Raw genomic sequence first — 14,479 nt, forward strand, 5'->3', positions numbered from 1 at the left:
ACCTGATCCTGACGAAAGAATTTAGGTGCTGCAATATCATCACGAAAATCAAAGACCAGGGCTAGAGGCGAGGATGGTGACGCAACGTCACTGACGGTGACAACCGAATATGGCGTCAGAAGTAACCCGGAGCCATGACATCCTCTGAGCGCGATCGTCGAGTCTGAGCCAACATACGATGGATACCACCTGCCTTCCCGTGCGACGAGACTGGCGCTATCAACAACGGCGCAAACGGCGCCACGCAGGTCCTGTGTGCTCTGCGCCACGGCGTGCGCCGCAGAGAGTTCCAGATGTGCGAGAGGTACAAGCACCATGACAACAAGGTGCGGTATGAGACGCCTGAGTTGTGCCATCGTACCTCCCATCAATCGCGAATGGCTTTGGTAACCCGCGGGCAGTCCGGCGCACGTTCCTTGACGCCCTTGCGCAAGATGTTGTACCGCGAGTCCTTCCGGAGCTCCGCGAGGAATGGTTCCGTGTCGATCTGTCGAACCGACTGGCCGAGGTCGAGCGCGCGGGCCAGGTGCTTGAGCGCCTTTTCGCGCTGCGCCGTGAGCTCGTAAGCCACTGCCACGCGGTAGTTGACATCGGGATCGTCCGGTCCTGCGGCCAGCGCTTGCGTCGTGAGCGACGGCACGCTGTCCGGCTCAATGATTGAGTAGAAGCCCGCGAGCATAGCGAGCACGTGGGCGTCGTTGGGTCTCGATTGTCGGCGGGCCTCAGCCATGCCGGTCCCGTCGTGGTAGAGCGCGATGGCCTGTTCGCGGTGGTCGGGAATCCAGTAGTGGCAGTCGGCGAGAGCGCTGACGACATCAACGCTCGCCGGGAAGTACTCGTGAGCCCACTGGTACATTTGAGCCGCCGTTGTGAAATCGTTGTCCATGTAGTAGAGCGTCCCAAGATTCGCGCAGGCCTCGAAGTTACGGGCCAGGTCGAACGATCGGGTGAACATGGCGAAGGCCCCGTCCCAGCAGTCCATGGCAAAGTAACAGGAGCCCAGGTAGTTGTAGGCCTGTCCGTACTCTGGTGTTAAGCGGGTTTGTCGCTCGAAGGGGGCAATGGCATCGGCATAGCGCCCATGTGTGAGGTAGAAATACCCAAGCATTTCATAGGTCATCGGATCGGCGCGGTTGGTGTCCACCGCGCGGACATAAGCAGCTTCGGCCTCGTGTGGCTCGCCATTGGCAGTGTAGACAGCGGCCAGTTGCCAGATCGCATCGCGGTTTCTTGGGTCTAACGCAAGCGCGCTCACCAGCGCATGGCTTGCAGCGTCGGGTTTGCCTCGGGTGCTATAGACCTGCGCAAGCGTAACCAAAGCGTTCGGCTGGTTGCGAAATGAAGCCAGCGCTTCCCGGCAGGTCCGGCCCGCCAGATCCGCCCACAGCGTATCCCGGCCGGATTCGAAGCGGCGCCGGTACGCCTCTCCCAGGACAGCGCGGGCGCGGGCGAATGCGGTGTCCACCGCGACCGCCTGTTCGAGTGCCACGATCGCATCATCCAGACTGCTGCCATCGCCCGCCAGGTGCCCCAGCCCGATGAGATACTCGCGGTACGCCTCCGCGCTGCGGGTGTAGCCGCTGTCCGCGGTGGCGACGGTTTTCAGGCCGGCGAGCTTGCGCACATCAGCGCCAATACGGTTGCTGTCAAATGACGGGCCCAGTGGGACCTCGACCTTCTCCTTGAATGTCGCCGAACTTCTCACGTCATAGCTCTCAACGGCAATAGTGAGTGGGTTGGTATCCGCTGTTACTTGAGCAGCGATTACCAGCCGCGCCCCGACCAGTGCACGCGCTTTCTCTGGCGTGCGAACGCCCGCACGGCTGATCCGTGCGGGATCCACGGTCCACACCGAGGGGTTAGCATTGCGATGGGCGCGAATGCGGTCGTTGAGATCGCGCGCAAACCCTGCAACGAGTGCTCGATCTTCTGCGGTACCCGATACCGGATCGGTTGGCAACACCGCGATGCCTGGCTCGCCACTGCAGAACCCCAATCCGGTGGTACGGATGATCCAGCACCGCTGCCAGATACCCAGGGCAACCAGCGCCGTGGCAGCTGCAAGTGCCACTCGCACCGCCCGCTTGCGCCGGCGCTTGATCCAATACGATGATGTGGTACGTCGTTCCGGCTCCAGCTCCGTGAGCACCGCTTCGAGGTCTTTGAGCAGAGCGTCGGCGTTCTCGTAGCGCTGCTCCGGCTTCTTTGCAAGGCACCGGTCCACCACGTGGGAAAGCGATTCCGGAACATCCGGGCGCAGCTCACGCACGGGACGGTGGGGCTGATTGACAATCTTGTAGAGGATGGACGCGGGATGTTCCGCCTGAAACGGCGGCTTTCCGGTCAGGAGTTCGTAGACGACGGATCCAACGGCAAAGATATCCGTGCGCCCGTCCAGTAACTCGCCTTCAGCCTGCTCGGGGGACGTGTACATCAGCGTGCCGACGGTTGCATCACTGCTGGTAAGGCTCGAGTGATCGGTGAGCAACGCAAGACCAAAGTCAACGATCTTGATGACGCCCTTGTCGAACATGAGGTTGGCTGGCTTGAGGTCTCTGTGGATGACGCCTTTGTCGTGAGCGTGCGCCAGGCCACTGGCAATGCCGATGGCGATACCAATTGCGTCTCGGATGGAACATTCACCGCTGGCGATGTGATCCTGGAGAGTCTCACCCCCGCAATGGGACATGACGATGTACGTTCGTCCCTCGGTTGTTTCCCCGATTTCGTAGAACCGACAGATGTTTTCGTGATTGAGGGCGGCCAGCGCCTCGGCCTGGCGGACGAAACGCTGTTTTGCCTTGGCGTCGCCAAGAAGGCTTTCGGGTATGAACTTGATGGCGACAGTCAGGCTGAGGCGTGTGTGCTCGGCCTTATAGACCTCGCCCATCGCACCCTTTCCCAGGTACGCGGTAACGCGGTACTGCGATAATACGCGGCCAATCATGGACAGTCCTGCTTTGGTCCGGGCGTATTGGTTGCCGGGTCAGGCCGGATGAGGACGGGGCCGCGCGCGATCGGGAGCGGGCGGCAAGGCGGGTTGGAACGAGAAAGCGAGTACGGCCGTGACATGACTCCCTCCTGTCGCAGGCGGCCGGGGCGTTGGACTCGCTACTTGTGTTCAGACGGGATTATAGCACGTCTCGAATAGGGCGCCGGTATGCCAACTGCCGGATGGAGTTCCTCTACAGTCTGAGCCGCCTCAACGTGGCGACGTCGCGGGCGCGCTGCGCCACCATCCTGGTGGCGAGCCCGAAGCTCTTCGAGCCGGAGTGCAAGAGCCCGCGGCAAATGAAGCTGGCCAACGCGCTGTGCCGCTACGTGGAGATGGCGGGGATGCTGTAACCGCTACCAGAGCGTGAATAGAGCCTGCGCCGAGTCCCGACCGCCAACTGTACACCCCGTTTACACCCATCGCGTGACACCGGCAAAGGGTCGCTGGCATTCACGTGCGCCATGCCTTAACATTCAGGTGTGAGGGGTGAGGGGTGGATGTCTTTTGAGGTCATTGGCGCGATCCAAAATATCGAGGTGATTGCAACCGGGTCGGGAATCCGTGATCTCAAGCGTCTGCGGAAGAAACATGGAGAAGGGCGCTGGAGAAAGCTGAAAGGGACAACGTACGTAAGGCTGGAAGATGGCACGATCCGCAAGGCAGAAATCCACTGGTACGAAGCGCACGGCGTCGGGCGCCGCGGGATCAAGATCAAACGGCTCTTCGACTAAGAACCAGTCTCGCCGTGCCCGGTTTGTCGTGTGCCTAGACAACACCGGATACGACACCTCGCTGGATGTGCGCAAGATCTACCGCGTTGTGGCGGACGCCAAGTCCGAGAAACTTGGCCTCGTTCGCGTGATCGACGAGTCCGGAGAGGACTACCTCTACCCGCAACGACTCTTTGCTGCGATCGAGGTGAGCCCCGCCATTCGCCGACGTCTCGATGTATAGCGTTGTTGTTTTGGCACAAGAAGTTAGGAACTTGAAATCACAGTTTGTGATATCAAGTTGCACGCGAACTAGTGCGCCGGGCGGATCGCTTGCAGGTTCTCGGCGTCCGTGAAGACCAGGCGCATGGTGCCGTTGTCGGCGGGTTCGATGGTGAGCGGGCGGCACGTGCCGCGTCGGTTCTCCCAGCTTGCGAAGGTGCCGTCGGGTTGCGGATACACGTGCAGGACCGGCTCCATTCCGCTGCGCGACACGCCCAGCAGTTTGCCGTCGCTCTCGGGATCCCACACGTAGAGGCGGTCCACGTATCCGCGCTCGAACTCGACACGCACCATGGTGACGTCCTCCTCGCGGAACGCGGTCCCCAGAACGCGGTGGCTGGTGGGCGCGCCGTACTGCTCCGCCCACTCCGCCATGGCTTCCTCCTGCGCCGCGCGCAGGCGGTCCATGGTGACCCGCTCGCCGTAGGCGTCCCACAGCGGTTCCACGTCGCCGCGCAACCAGGCCGACACGATGGTTTCGATCTGTTCGTTCCGTTGCGCGGCGCGTTGCGGATCGCCCGGCCGGGTGGAGAACAGCGCGCTGAACGCGCGCGAGTCATCGGCGGTGATGTCGAGAAATCCCTCTTCCGCCGTCACGTTCAGCGATCCTCCGCCCGCCAGCGCGTATCCGCCCGCGTAGCGTTCCAGTTCGGCTCGCGTTTTCTTCACCACGTCGGGCACGCCCGGCAGCGGCTCGCCCAGCATGAGATGCGCCCCAATCTGCTGCAGCATCTGATTCACCGCACGGAAGTCCGCGAGCACGTTGCACTGGAGCACGACGACCACACCGGAGGCAGGAACGATCAGCATGTCGGCAAAGAAGATGCCGTTGCCGCCGTTGTGCGTGATGATCCGCGTTCCGTCTTTGTCGATGACCACCCAGCCGTAGCCGTAGAAACTGTCCCCGCCGCCTTCGTCCACCTGCGGGCTCCAGTACGCCTTCATGGACGCGGGGGAGAGCGCCTTGCCGGAGAGGAGGTACTGGGCCCAGCGGTTCATGTCCTCCACCGTGGAGTGAATGCCGCCGTTGGCGCGCAGCACCCAGTACGGCCCGTCGTCGGCCATGGGGTGCTCGAGCACCGTGCCCCACGTTTCGTCCCCCTCGTACCCCTGTGCCACGCGTTGCATGTCGAAGTCGGGCAGGATGTAGCCGGTGTCCTTCATGCCGGCCGGCAGGAAGAAACGCTCGCGCACGAACGTCTCATAGCTCGCGCCCGTGAGTTGCTCGATGATGGCGCCCAGCAGGCTGTAGCCCGCGTTGCTGTATTCGTAGCCTTCGCCGGGCGGGAAGGCGAGTTCCTGCACCATGGCGCGCCGCACGAACTCGTCGCGGCTGATGGCGTCGAAGTCGCCCACGCCTTCCAGGTTCATGATGCCCGACGAATGGGTGAGCAGTTGGTGCAGCGTGATGGACTGCTTGTCGGATGGCACGTCGGAAAAATATTTCGTGATGGGGTCGCTCACACTCAGGCGCCCGTCGTCGGACAAAGCCAGGATGGCGGCGCCGGTGAACTGCTTGGTGATGGAGCCGATGGTGGAGACGGTCTGGGGCGTCCACGGGCGGGCGGTCGCGCGGTCGGCAAGCCCGTATCCGGATGCCAGCAGGGTGCGATCGCCCTCCGCCACCAGAACCGAGCCCGCAAAGCCCAGGTTCTCCAGCCGGTCCAGGTACGTTTCCAGTGCGGGGATGCGGTCGTCGATCCCCGCGCCGGCGGCCGGGCCGGCGAGGGAGAGGACCAGCATGAGCAGGAGGGGCAGACTGCGCATGCCGCTTGAACGTAACCGGACGCCGGAAGGTTCCGCGCAATTTTCTTAGTCCGTCACCAGGGTTTCCGCGCCTTCGCCCGGCAGGATGAGGGTGGGGTGGACTGCCGCTGGCGGAATCTGGTAAAATCCCACCTCCACGTGCGATTAGCCGCCCCATAGCCCCCAGGGTCTGGTGAGCAGCCGTGGATTCCGGAGGCGACGCGGGTTCGCGATTTGCGGATTTTGAGGCTTCTTCTCGCGGAATCCAGGCACACCGAAGAACGAAACTGGAGGCAATCAGGATGAAGACAGTACTCCTTGGATCTGTATTCTGCGTGATGCTCGTGGCAGTTCAGGTCGGCCATCCGGCCGCAGCCAGCGTGGTCCTCACCCCGGTCCTCGATAACACCATGTACTCGGAGTCGGATACGCTGAGCAACGCGCTCGGGCTACATTTCTATTCCGGTAACAACGCCGGCGGCCCACTCCCCCCGGCCGACTCGCGCCGCGGTCTGGTTGCGTTCGACGTCGCAGCGGTCATCCCGGCCGGTGCAACCATCGACAGCGTGGCGTTGCAGCTGACCCTTTCCAAAGCAAATCTTCTTGGGCCCGCCACCACGATCGTCTCGCTGCACCGCGCACTGGCGAGCTGGGGAGAGGGAACCTCCATTGCCAACCAGGGTCTGGGCGAGGGCTCTGGCGGTCTCGCCACCCCCGGCGATGCAACGTGGCTGGACCGCTTCCGGGGAACGTTGCTGTGGACGACACCGGGCGGCGACTTTGTGTTCGCGGCGAGCGCCAGCCGGTCGGTGCCTGTCACCTCAGGGAACTACACATGGACATCCGCCCAGATGGTGGCCGACGTTCAAGTGTGGCTCGACAGCCCCGCGTCCGCCTTCGGCTGGGTGGTCAAAGGCGATGAGACGGTGGTCAGCTCGGCACGTCAGTGGGATTCGCGCCAGAGCCCTCCGGCAAGACGGCCGAAGCTCACGGTCTTCTACACGGTTGCGCCCACGGGCGTGGGCGGAGACGTGGTGCCCAACCGGTTTGCCCTGCAACCCAACTACCCCAATCCGTTCAATCCCTCCACGGTGATCCCGTTTGAGGTTCCGAGCGGTGGTGGGCATGTGACGATTGGTGTCTACGACGCAACGGGACACCGCGTGCGTGTTCTGTTCGACAACCGTTCGGACGAAGGCCGGCACGAGGTAACGTGGGACGGCCGCGACAAGAACGGTGTGCAGGTGGCATCCGGAGTCTACCTGGTGCGCTTGAGTGCGGGTGCGGCGACGGACGTCCGCAAGATTGTACTGGCAAAGTAGGATCTCCGGAACTGCTCGGCAGTGCCACCGTGATTCCCGGGTTGCCCGCCGGACCTTGACAGGCGCTAGTGGAGGAGTACGGACAGGCCTACAACTACCTGGGCTCGCGGGTACGTACCGTGGCGCGGTCGCCGGGGAGGATCATGCGTTTCACCTGCACCCCGCCTTCCCAGGCCGGGCGCGGTGCTGGTGGCGCAGGGGCGCGACAAGAGACAGTCGGTACTCAGGTTGCCATGTGACCAGCATGAGCAGGAGGGGCAGGCTGCGCATGCCGCTTAGACGTAACCGGGGTCCAAGTTGACAATCTGGAGGACCCGAGAATAGAGTTTGGAAGCGGATTGGTCCAATATCGAGGAGGGATACCGATGAAACAAGTAATCGCTCTGTCCGGTCTGCTGAGTGCTGTCTTCCTCTTGGTGTCAGTGGCGCCAAATCCCGAGGTTGCCATTGCCCATCCCCCCAAGTCGTCCTGCTTTGCCACCTTTCTCACGTGTCGCATTTACTGCGTAAACACGTTTGCGCCCAACGAGGGGGAACCGATCGTGTGGAATCAGCAGGCGAACGCCTGCCTTCTGGACTGCGATGTGGATGTGACGCGCTGTGTCTTCGAGGAGATTGGGGGCGCCTTCTCTCAAGTCAGACACGGAGTAACAGGCGACTAGCCGTTTCACGACGAACACGACGGGAGAGGAGTCGGATCTGAAGATACCCATGGTGGAAGGTTGAGAACATACCCTCTGGTTGCGTTCTTCGCTCGGCATCGCCCCGATCGGGTGCAGCTGGTATTCCTGGTGCTGTACCTGGTCGGGGCGGTGCACACCTCATTTTTTTCGCTTTCCGGCCGCGACCCGATCGAAGCTCGCCACTTGCTCCTTTCCACCTGGCTGCCTCTGCTCCTCCCCATCTGGATCGTGGACGGCGAGATGAACCGCCGCGGTGCGTTGCGACTTTTTGTCTGGCCTCGGGCCGGCCTCAGGTCATTGCTATCGGGCTATGTTCTTGCTCGTAGTCTACGCGCAATCATTCTGACCGTGACGGTCGCGCTTATTACGCTGAATACCGGACTGGTGCGTGACGGCGCGACCGCTTCCATCCTTCTGGCGTGCGGCGTTCTCGGGCTGTTCGGGGCTTCCTTTGTCATGTTCTGCAATGTTGTTGCGGGAAGCAAGACAGTGTACCCGGCTATCTATGCCATGGCAGTGGTGTTGCTGTGGGCTCTTTCTCGACTTGCCGATAGCCGTTTCGCAGTGGAAGCCGCTCAATCGCTCCTGATGCCGGTCTGGCTGCTTGACCCGGTGGAGGCGACCAGTCTCATTGGAACGCCACTCCATCTTCTCCAGGCATTGAGTGCGAGCACATTCTGGTTTGCAGCATCATGCTTCATTCTCCGCCGAAGCTACCGATAATTGCAGTGTGCGTCGTTGCTGCCATGGCCGTGACGTGCCAACGCGCACAGGAAGTTCAGTCGCCCACCATTCATTCGCTCCGTGGAACCACCGAGACGACTCTTGCAGTTGGTGAAGAGGGCGGTTTGACGCGTTGTCGCTGTCGAAGCGATGGAACTTTGCTCGTGTTGTCGGGATCGCCGCAGAAGCTCGTCGCATGGTCGCTGGCAGCGGGCGTCAGTCTGATGGCACGGTCCGGGGAGGGGCCCGGCGAGTTGGATTCTCGCGTCAACTTGATGAGTCAAGACGGAACAGTCATTTTTGTGCACAGTCTATTGCCCCCGAAAACGCGCCGCTATGGCGATGGTGGTTTCGACGACACGATCTACCACGAGGATCCGATTGTTTCGTTGCTTGAACGTGATGGCATGGCGGTGGCCGCTGTTGCTACGCCTCTTTCGGTGCTTGCCGAGAACCAACCCGGACCCACAATAATCCGCCTCGCCCGTGAGAGGAAAGGCGGCCGAGAGGAGTGGGTGCGCACGGGTGTCCTTGACGCTGGTGGCAGGGGGCTGGCGCCAGATGCCGAATTCTTGTTCCGAATGATGTGCAAGCTCGTCGCGAGGGATCAGCACACGTTCTACCGGGTGCCGCTGTGGGGGTATGGCAACATAGAGATCTGGTCTCTTGACGGGGCCCTCGAGCGGACGTTTCCCATTCCGACGAGACGCGCGAGCCAACTGACGGACCAAGGCTTGAGCGGTCCCTCAATGGACGTTGCGAGTGGGGTCGTTCTCCGCGATGCGATGTCGGACCCAGGCGGGCGCCTGCATCTCCTGGCACCTCCCGACGAAGATGGGGAAAAGCACAAGATAATCATACTTGATGTAGACGGCGACGAAGTGCAAGTCTACGAAATCGATATACCAATCGCCTGTCTGGCCATAGACGAGACTGGATCCTATATCGGCATCGCTGATGAAACCGGCCAGGTTGTTCGCTTCCAGACACCATGATCATTCACGCCGACAACATCTCCTACACCTATGCGCGCAAGCATGCTGCGCTCAACGATTGCTCGCTCGTCTTTGCGTCCGGTCAGGTGACCGCACTCCTTGGCCCCAACGGTTCCGGGAAAACCACGTTGCTGGAGTTGCTCTCGCGACAACGCCGCTGGCAGGGTGGGAGTGTCCGCACCAGCGATGGCCCCGGCTACCGCGACCTGACCATCGGCTGGGCGTCGTCCGAGGGGGTGTTCTACGAGAGCACGCGGCTCGATGCGTTCGTCGAGAAGACCTACGGACCGGCGTTCGGGCTGACGGTTGAAGAAGCCCGCGCGCGCGGGGAACGGCTCGCGGAGGAATTGCAGCTCAAAGGGGACTACAAACGCCCGCCGCGGGAACTCTCACGTGGCAACCGTACCAAGGGATCACTCCTGCTTGCACTGTTGCTCGACCCGCAGGTCCTGCTGCTCGACGAGCCTTTTACCGGCCTCGACGTTGGCACGCTGGACGCGTTCCTCAAGCTCATCGATGCGCGCGCTCACGAACACGGGGCGTGCGTTCTGCTGGCGGACCACCAGGTGGGGATGTTGGAGTCTGTGACCGACCGCGCGACCTTCATCCGCAGCGGAACGGTGCTAGCGAGCGTCACGCGGGACGAGTGTCTTGCATCACACGGATCTCTGATGGCGGCCTATCGCGCCACTTTCCCCGCTTGATCTCTCGCTCGACGTGGAGGTTCTGACACCATGGTGCAACAACCCGGGATCGAATCGCAGCTGACCCGCGCCGCTGGCGAGGCGCTTCGAGCCCTCGAGAAGATGTCGCGTCCCGCCGGCGACTTCGACCCCGCGCGCTACTTCCGCGGCGATAGCGGCCTCGCCTTCTACAACGTCAAGACCCCACTCATGCGCGCGCTGGCGCGCTCCATCTATACGCAGCACCGCGAGCTCTGGACCGTCGATGACGCCATGGCGTTTGCCGAGCTCCTGCTCCCCGATCCCCACCTGGAAGCGAAGGCCATCGGTATTGAAGTGGTGGCGCTCTATCGTAGTTCGTTTCGCCCGGCACTGCTCTCGCGCTGGAAGCGCTGGCTCGCGCACAATCGCTGCGCCAACTGGGCCACCACCGATGCGGTGTGCAATCGGTTGATCGGACCGCTCCTGGTTCAGCATCCCGCGCGCGCGGTGCAACTGGCGGGGTGGTCCACCCACCGCAACCTCTGGGTGCGCCGTGCTTCGGTGGTGGGATTGATTCCGCTGGCGCGGAGCGGCACGGCGCTGGATGTGCTCTACGCAAACGCCGCCCGCCTGCACGCCGACCCCCACGATCTCATCCACAAAGCCGTGGGCTGGGGTCTGCGCGAAGCGGGAAAGACGGATCCCCGCCGGCTCGAGCGGTATCTGCGCGGGCACGGCCCGGCCATCCCGCGCACCACGCTGCGCTACGCGATCGAGCGCTTCCCGGCGCGCAAGCGGGAGGCGTTCCTCAAAACGATCCCCCCCCGAAAACCCCCATCCCGCCCGTGATTTCCGGGGTTCTCCCCCGTCCTAACCTTTGGACAGAGTTTCGCGCGTCGACCCTCAGATCAGTCGGCCCGGGTGCTCACTCCGCCTGAACCGCGGCGGCTGCCGCCCATCCATCCCGGAGGTTGAACATGAAGGCCCCGCTAACCCTTGCCGTTCTAGTGGTTTGTCTCGTTGTGCCCGCCCTCGCCCCTGCCTTCACGCTCACCTCGTGGCAGTACAACGGGCTGGCGGTGTGCACGGCGTTCTACGTTCAACAGCTCACCGATTGCATCCCCGATGGATCCGGTGGCGCGTTCATCGCGTGGCAGGACCGCCGCACCTTCGAGTGGGACATCTATGTCCAGCACGTGAATGCGTTCGGCATGACGCTGTGGGCCATCGACGGCGTGCCCGTGTGTACGGCGGCGGGAAACCAGTACGATCCGAGGCTCGTCCTCGACGGTGCAGGGGGAGTGATCGTCGCCTGGGATGATCAGCGCAACGGCCCCGACGACATCTACGCGCAACGCGTCAGTGCCTCGGGCACGATTCAATGGACGCTCGACGGCATACCGATCTGCACCAATGCGGGCGACCAGTACACGCCACTGATCGTTTCCGACGGAGCCGGCGGTGCCGTCCTTGTTTGGGAGGACTACGTAATCCCCGCGGACATCTACGCCCAGCGCATCGATGGGTCGGGCAATATCCTCTGGGATCCCACGGGCGTGTCGGTGTGCACCGCGACGGGTTACCAGGTCATTCCGCAGGCTGTCTCCGACGGTGGCGGCGGCGTGATTGTGGTCTGGAACGACTCGCGGACGGGAAACAAGGAGGCCTACGGCCAGCGGATCGATGTAACCGGGGCGGCGGTGTGGCCAACCAATGGTATCAAGATCTCCAATGGCGCGATATACGACGACGTCCGCGTGGCCACCGATGGCTCCGGCGGTGTCCTCGTGGCGTGGTCGGAGTGGAACGCTCCCGGCAGCAGATACATGGCGATGGCGCATCGTGTGGGCGCGACGGGAACGACACAGTGGGGCCCCTACGGCGTTTTGCAGAGCGTGTTCAATTCCAATCAGAATACGCCGGTCATCGCGCCGGACGGGAGTGGCGGCGCCATCGTGGTCTGGAAGGACGATCGCAACGGCGTGGACACGGACCTCTACGCCCAGCGGGTCAGCAGCAGCGGCAACATCCAATGGACTGGCGATGGGATCGCCGTCTGTACCGCAATGGGTGATCAGCACAACAGCAGAATCGTCCCGGATGGAAGCGGTGGTGTGGTGGCGGTGTGGGAAGACGACCGGTACGGCGGCTATAGCGATCTCTTTACGCAGCGTCTCAGTGGGAATGGTGCGACCCGGTGGAACGTCGATGGGGAGGCGGTCTGCACGGCAGACTACCACCAGATGTACCCGTTGATCGCATCCGACGGCACCGGATCGGTGATCGTGGCCTTTCAGGATGCTCGCACGGGAAATAACGGGGATGTGTACGCACAGCGCATCGAGGGCCGCTTTGGTTACTGGGGCCATCCCGAGCCGCTGGCCGCCTCCGCGACCGATGTCCCCGCGGACCAGGGCGGCAAGGTGCGCGTGAACTGGTTCCCCAGCGACCGTGACGTTCTCAACCAGCAGTTAATCTCTCATTACAGCGTGTGGCGCGCGGCCAGTGCCGCGGCGGTTGCCTCGGCCATCGAGGCGGGCGTGCCGCAGGTGGGCCTGGCGGACGTGGGGGAAGCGTTCGCGGGGCCCGCGATCCGCGAGGAGACGACGGCGTCGGGGGCGTCCGCCTTCTGGGAACTGGTGGGAACGCAGGACGCGGTCTACCTGGAGGGGTACTCGCTCACGGTACCGACCGGCTATGACTCCAGCGCGGCGGGACCCGCCACGCACGACTTCCAGGTGATCGCGCACGCGTTGGGAAGCCAGTACTTCAACTGGCCGTCGAACGTGGTGAGCGGCTACTCCGTGGACAACCTCGCACCGCCGCCGCCGCTGTACCTCACCGCGCAGCGCATGGGCAACGACGTGCAGTTGAAATGGAACCGCGTGCGGGTGCCGGATCTCAAGAACTACGCGGTGTACCGGGCCACCTCTTCCGGTGTGTCACCCGTGCCGGTGAACTTCCTGTCGAGTTCCACCGACTCGTTGCTCACCGACACCGGCGCACCGCTCACGACGCTCTACTACATTGTGACGGCGAAGGACGTGCACGAGAACCAGAGCGCGGCGTCGAACGAAGCGTTCGTCTCGGGTGCGACCAACGTGGGCAACACACCCGCCATCACGCAGCTCACGGTGCTGCAGAACTATCCCAATCCGTTCGCCGGGCAGACAGAGTTCCAGGTGGGACTGCCGGCACCGTCGGACGTGAAAGTGGAGATCTACGACGTGGCGGGACGCCGCGTGGGCGGGACCGTGGTGCACGATGCCTCGGCGGGCTGGCAGAAGATCCCGTTCGCGGGCCACAACGAGCGGGGAGGCGCGCTTGCAAGCGGCGTGTACTTCTACCGCGTCACCGCCAACGGCAGCACGGTGACGCGCAAGATGGTGATCGCGCGGTAGCGCGTGCCGCGAAGCCTGAACAAAAATGCCCGGTGCCGACCTGTGTCGACACCGGGCATCTCTTTGCTGACAGCAGGGGTTCAAACAGAAGCAGACTCGCCGCAATGTCCAGTGAGCCAACTAGTGCTTGGCCATATCGCTGGAACTCCGCGAGCCGGGTGCGTGATCGTCGATCCAGTTCAGGATCGGCACCCACACCTCGGTCTGCGCGTTGTCCGCCGACCACAGGTCGATATGGCCGAAGTCGCGCGTGGGCTCATTGGCCGGGTGCAACTGGACGATGACGGTGCTCACGTCGCTGCTACCCGTGAGTGAAGTCGTATAGATGCCGGTTGTTCCGTAACCCCCGGCAGCGCCGACGTACAGGATCGGCACATTGATCTGGGCCAGGTGGTCGTCGAACGGGACGTCAACCTCATCGCATACGAGTACTGAGGAGTCATATATGAAAAGGTTCGGCTCGTAGCTGGCTGCGGACTGGATGAAATCGAACCAGCCATTGAGTGTCGTGTACTGGAGACCGACCGGCGAATCCCCATCGAACACGCCGGCGACAAAGTGATACCACGGCGTGTTGGCAAAGAACTCGTAGGTTGTGGCGCCAAAACCCAGCGCTGTCTGCAGATTGGTCAGTCCCTCCAGTATCGGTGAAGGCCCGTCGGGGTCTGTCTGCGCAAGATATCCGACGGTGCGGAACAGCACGCCGCCGTTGTCCGCGTAGACACCTGCGTCCAGCAGATCCCGGTAGTACGCGACGTCCGCACAGAAGGAGAGGTCGTCGGAGGGGTCGGTCTTGTATACGCAATCAACCGGAATGAAACCGGAAACGTTCCGGTGCCCCGGCGGAAGCTGCGTCTCCTGGTTCACCAGGGCGAATGTCGTGATGACTCCGCTGCTGTAACCAAGCAGGTTCATCTTGCGGAAGCCGTTTCCCGTGAGCAGACGTGCCTCTCGGGC

At 62.8% G+C, this 14,479-nt stretch carries 13 protein-coding genes; 9 read left to right on the forward strand and 4 right to left on the reverse strand.

Going from position 1 to position 14,479, the window contains the following annotated elements:
• Both OEX18_14525 and OEX18_14530 read right to left on the reverse strand, forming a co-directional pair.
• Nucleotides 1–356 (reverse strand): hypothetical protein (locus tag OEX18_14525; protein ID MDH4338484.1); only part of this gene is annotated, 356 nt, incomplete at its 3' end.
• An 11-nt stretch (nucleotides 357–367) separates the two neighbouring features.
• On the reverse strand, nucleotides 368–2,947 hold the full coding sequence (locus OEX18_14530; protein ID MDH4338485.1) for a protein kinase: 2,580 nt from the start codon (nucleotides 2,945–2,947) through the stop codon (nucleotides 368–370).
• Between the two features lie 227 nt (nucleotides 2,948–3,174).
• Here OEX18_14530 and OEX18_14535 point away from each other — a divergent pair, with 227 nt between their 5' ends.
• The 3 genes from OEX18_14535 to OEX18_14545 all read left to right on the forward strand — a co-directional run bounded on the left by OEX18_14535 (nucleotide 3,175) and on the right by OEX18_14545 (nucleotide 3,949).
• Entirely contained in the window at nucleotides 3,175–3,345 is a 171-nt protein-coding gene (locus OEX18_14535) for a hypothetical protein (GenBank protein ID MDH4338486.1), read from the forward strand.
• 147 nt (nucleotides 3,346–3,492) lie between these two features.
• Nucleotides 3,493–3,726 carry a hypothetical protein gene (locus OEX18_14540; protein ID MDH4338487.1) on the forward strand — a complete coding sequence of 78 codons (234 nt, stop codon included), beginning with the start codon at nucleotides 3,493–3,495 and terminating at the stop codon, nucleotides 3,724–3,726.
• Between the two features lie 28 nt (nucleotides 3,727–3,754).
• Nucleotides 3,755–3,949 carry a hypothetical protein gene (locus OEX18_14545; GenBank protein MDH4338488.1) on the forward strand — a complete coding sequence of 65 codons (195 nt, stop codon included), beginning with the start codon at nucleotides 3,755–3,757 and terminating at the stop codon, nucleotides 3,947–3,949.
• Nucleotides 3,950–4,017: 68 nt separating this feature from the next.
• On the opposite strand, the gene OEX18_14550 is transcribed toward OEX18_14545, so the two are convergent.
• Entirely contained in the window at nucleotides 4,018–5,754 is a 1,737-nt protein-coding gene (locus OEX18_14550) for a beta-lactamase family protein (GenBank protein MDH4338489.1), read from the reverse strand.
• Between the two features lie 281 nt (nucleotides 5,755–6,035).
• Between OEX18_14550 and OEX18_14555 the strand changes: the two genes are divergently transcribed.
• The 6 genes from OEX18_14555 to OEX18_14580 all read left to right on the forward strand — a co-directional run bounded on the left by OEX18_14555 (nucleotide 6,036) and on the right by OEX18_14580 (nucleotide 13,522).
• Complete coding sequence (locus OEX18_14555; GenBank protein MDH4338490.1) at nucleotides 6,036–7,055, forward strand: DNRLRE domain-containing protein; 1,020 nt, start codon at nucleotides 6,036–6,038, stop codon at nucleotides 7,053–7,055.
• 791 nt (nucleotides 7,056–7,846) lie between these two features.
• Nucleotides 7,847–8,461, forward strand: coding sequence for a hypothetical protein (locus OEX18_14560; GenBank protein ID MDH4338491.1), 615 nt, complete (start codon nucleotides 7,847–7,849; stop codon nucleotides 8,459–8,461).
• Nucleotides 8,462–8,715: 254 nt separating this feature from the next.
• On the forward strand, nucleotides 8,716–9,456 hold the full coding sequence (locus OEX18_14565; protein MDH4338492.1) for a hypothetical protein: 741 nt from the start codon (nucleotides 8,716–8,718) through the stop codon (nucleotides 9,454–9,456).
• On the forward strand, nucleotides 9,453–10,160 hold the full coding sequence (locus OEX18_14570; protein MDH4338493.1) for an ATP-binding cassette domain-containing protein: 708 nt from the start codon (nucleotides 9,453–9,455) through the stop codon (nucleotides 10,158–10,160). The genes OEX18_14565 and OEX18_14570 overlap by 4 nt, the downstream gene beginning before the upstream one ends.
• Nucleotides 10,161–10,190: 30 nt before the next feature.
• Entirely contained in the window at nucleotides 10,191–10,970 is a 780-nt protein-coding gene (locus OEX18_14575) for a DNA alkylation repair protein (protein ID MDH4338494.1), read from the forward strand.
• Nucleotides 10,971–11,098: 128 nt separating this feature from the next.
• On the forward strand, nucleotides 11,099–13,522 hold the full coding sequence (locus OEX18_14580; protein MDH4338495.1) for a T9SS type A sorting domain-containing protein: 2,424 nt from the start codon (nucleotides 11,099–11,101) through the stop codon (nucleotides 13,520–13,522).
• A 120-nt stretch (nucleotides 13,523–13,642) separates the two neighbouring features.
• Here OEX18_14580 and OEX18_14585 read toward each other — a convergent pair.
• A partial coding sequence (locus OEX18_14585; protein MDH4338496.1) for a hypothetical protein occupies nucleotides 13,643–14,479 on the reverse strand: 837 nt, incomplete at its 5' end.

This window comes from Candidatus Krumholzibacteriia bacterium (assembly GCA_029865265.1).
Classification (GTDB): Bacteria; Krumholzibacteriota; Krumholzibacteriia; order WVZY01; family JAKEHA01; genus JAKEHA01.

What these genes read in the sequence shown, in the direction of transcription:
- OEX18_14530 (MDH4338485.1), bottom strand. Translation starts at nt 2,947, where the DNA reads ATGATTGGCCGCGTATTATCGCAGTACCGCGTTACCGCGTACCTGGGA.
- OEX18_14535 (MDH4338486.1), top strand. Translation starts at nt 3,175, where the DNA reads ATGGAGTTCCTCTACAGTCTGAGCCGCCTCAACGTGGCGACGTCGCGG.
- OEX18_14540 (MDH4338487.1), top strand. Translation starts at nt 3,493, where the DNA reads ATGTCTTTTGAGGTCATTGGCGCGATCCAAAATATCGAGGTGATTGCA.
- OEX18_14550 (MDH4338489.1), bottom strand. Translation starts at nt 5,754, where the DNA reads ATGCGCAGTCTGCCCCTCCTGCTCATGCTGGTCCTCTCCCTCGCCGGC.
- OEX18_14555 (MDH4338490.1), top strand. Translation starts at nt 6,036, where the DNA reads ATGAAGACAGTACTCCTTGGATCTGTATTCTGCGTGATGCTCGTGGCA.
- OEX18_14570 (MDH4338493.1), top strand. Translation starts at nt 9,453, where the DNA reads ATGATCATTCACGCCGACAACATCTCCTACACCTATGCGCGCAAGCAT.
- OEX18_14575 (MDH4338494.1), top strand. Translation starts at nt 10,191, where the DNA reads ATGGTGCAACAACCCGGGATCGAATCGCAGCTGACCCGCGCCGCTGGC.
- OEX18_14580 (MDH4338495.1), top strand. Translation starts at nt 11,099, where the DNA reads ATGAAGGCCCCGCTAACCCTTGCCGTTCTAGTGGTTTGTCTCGTTGTG.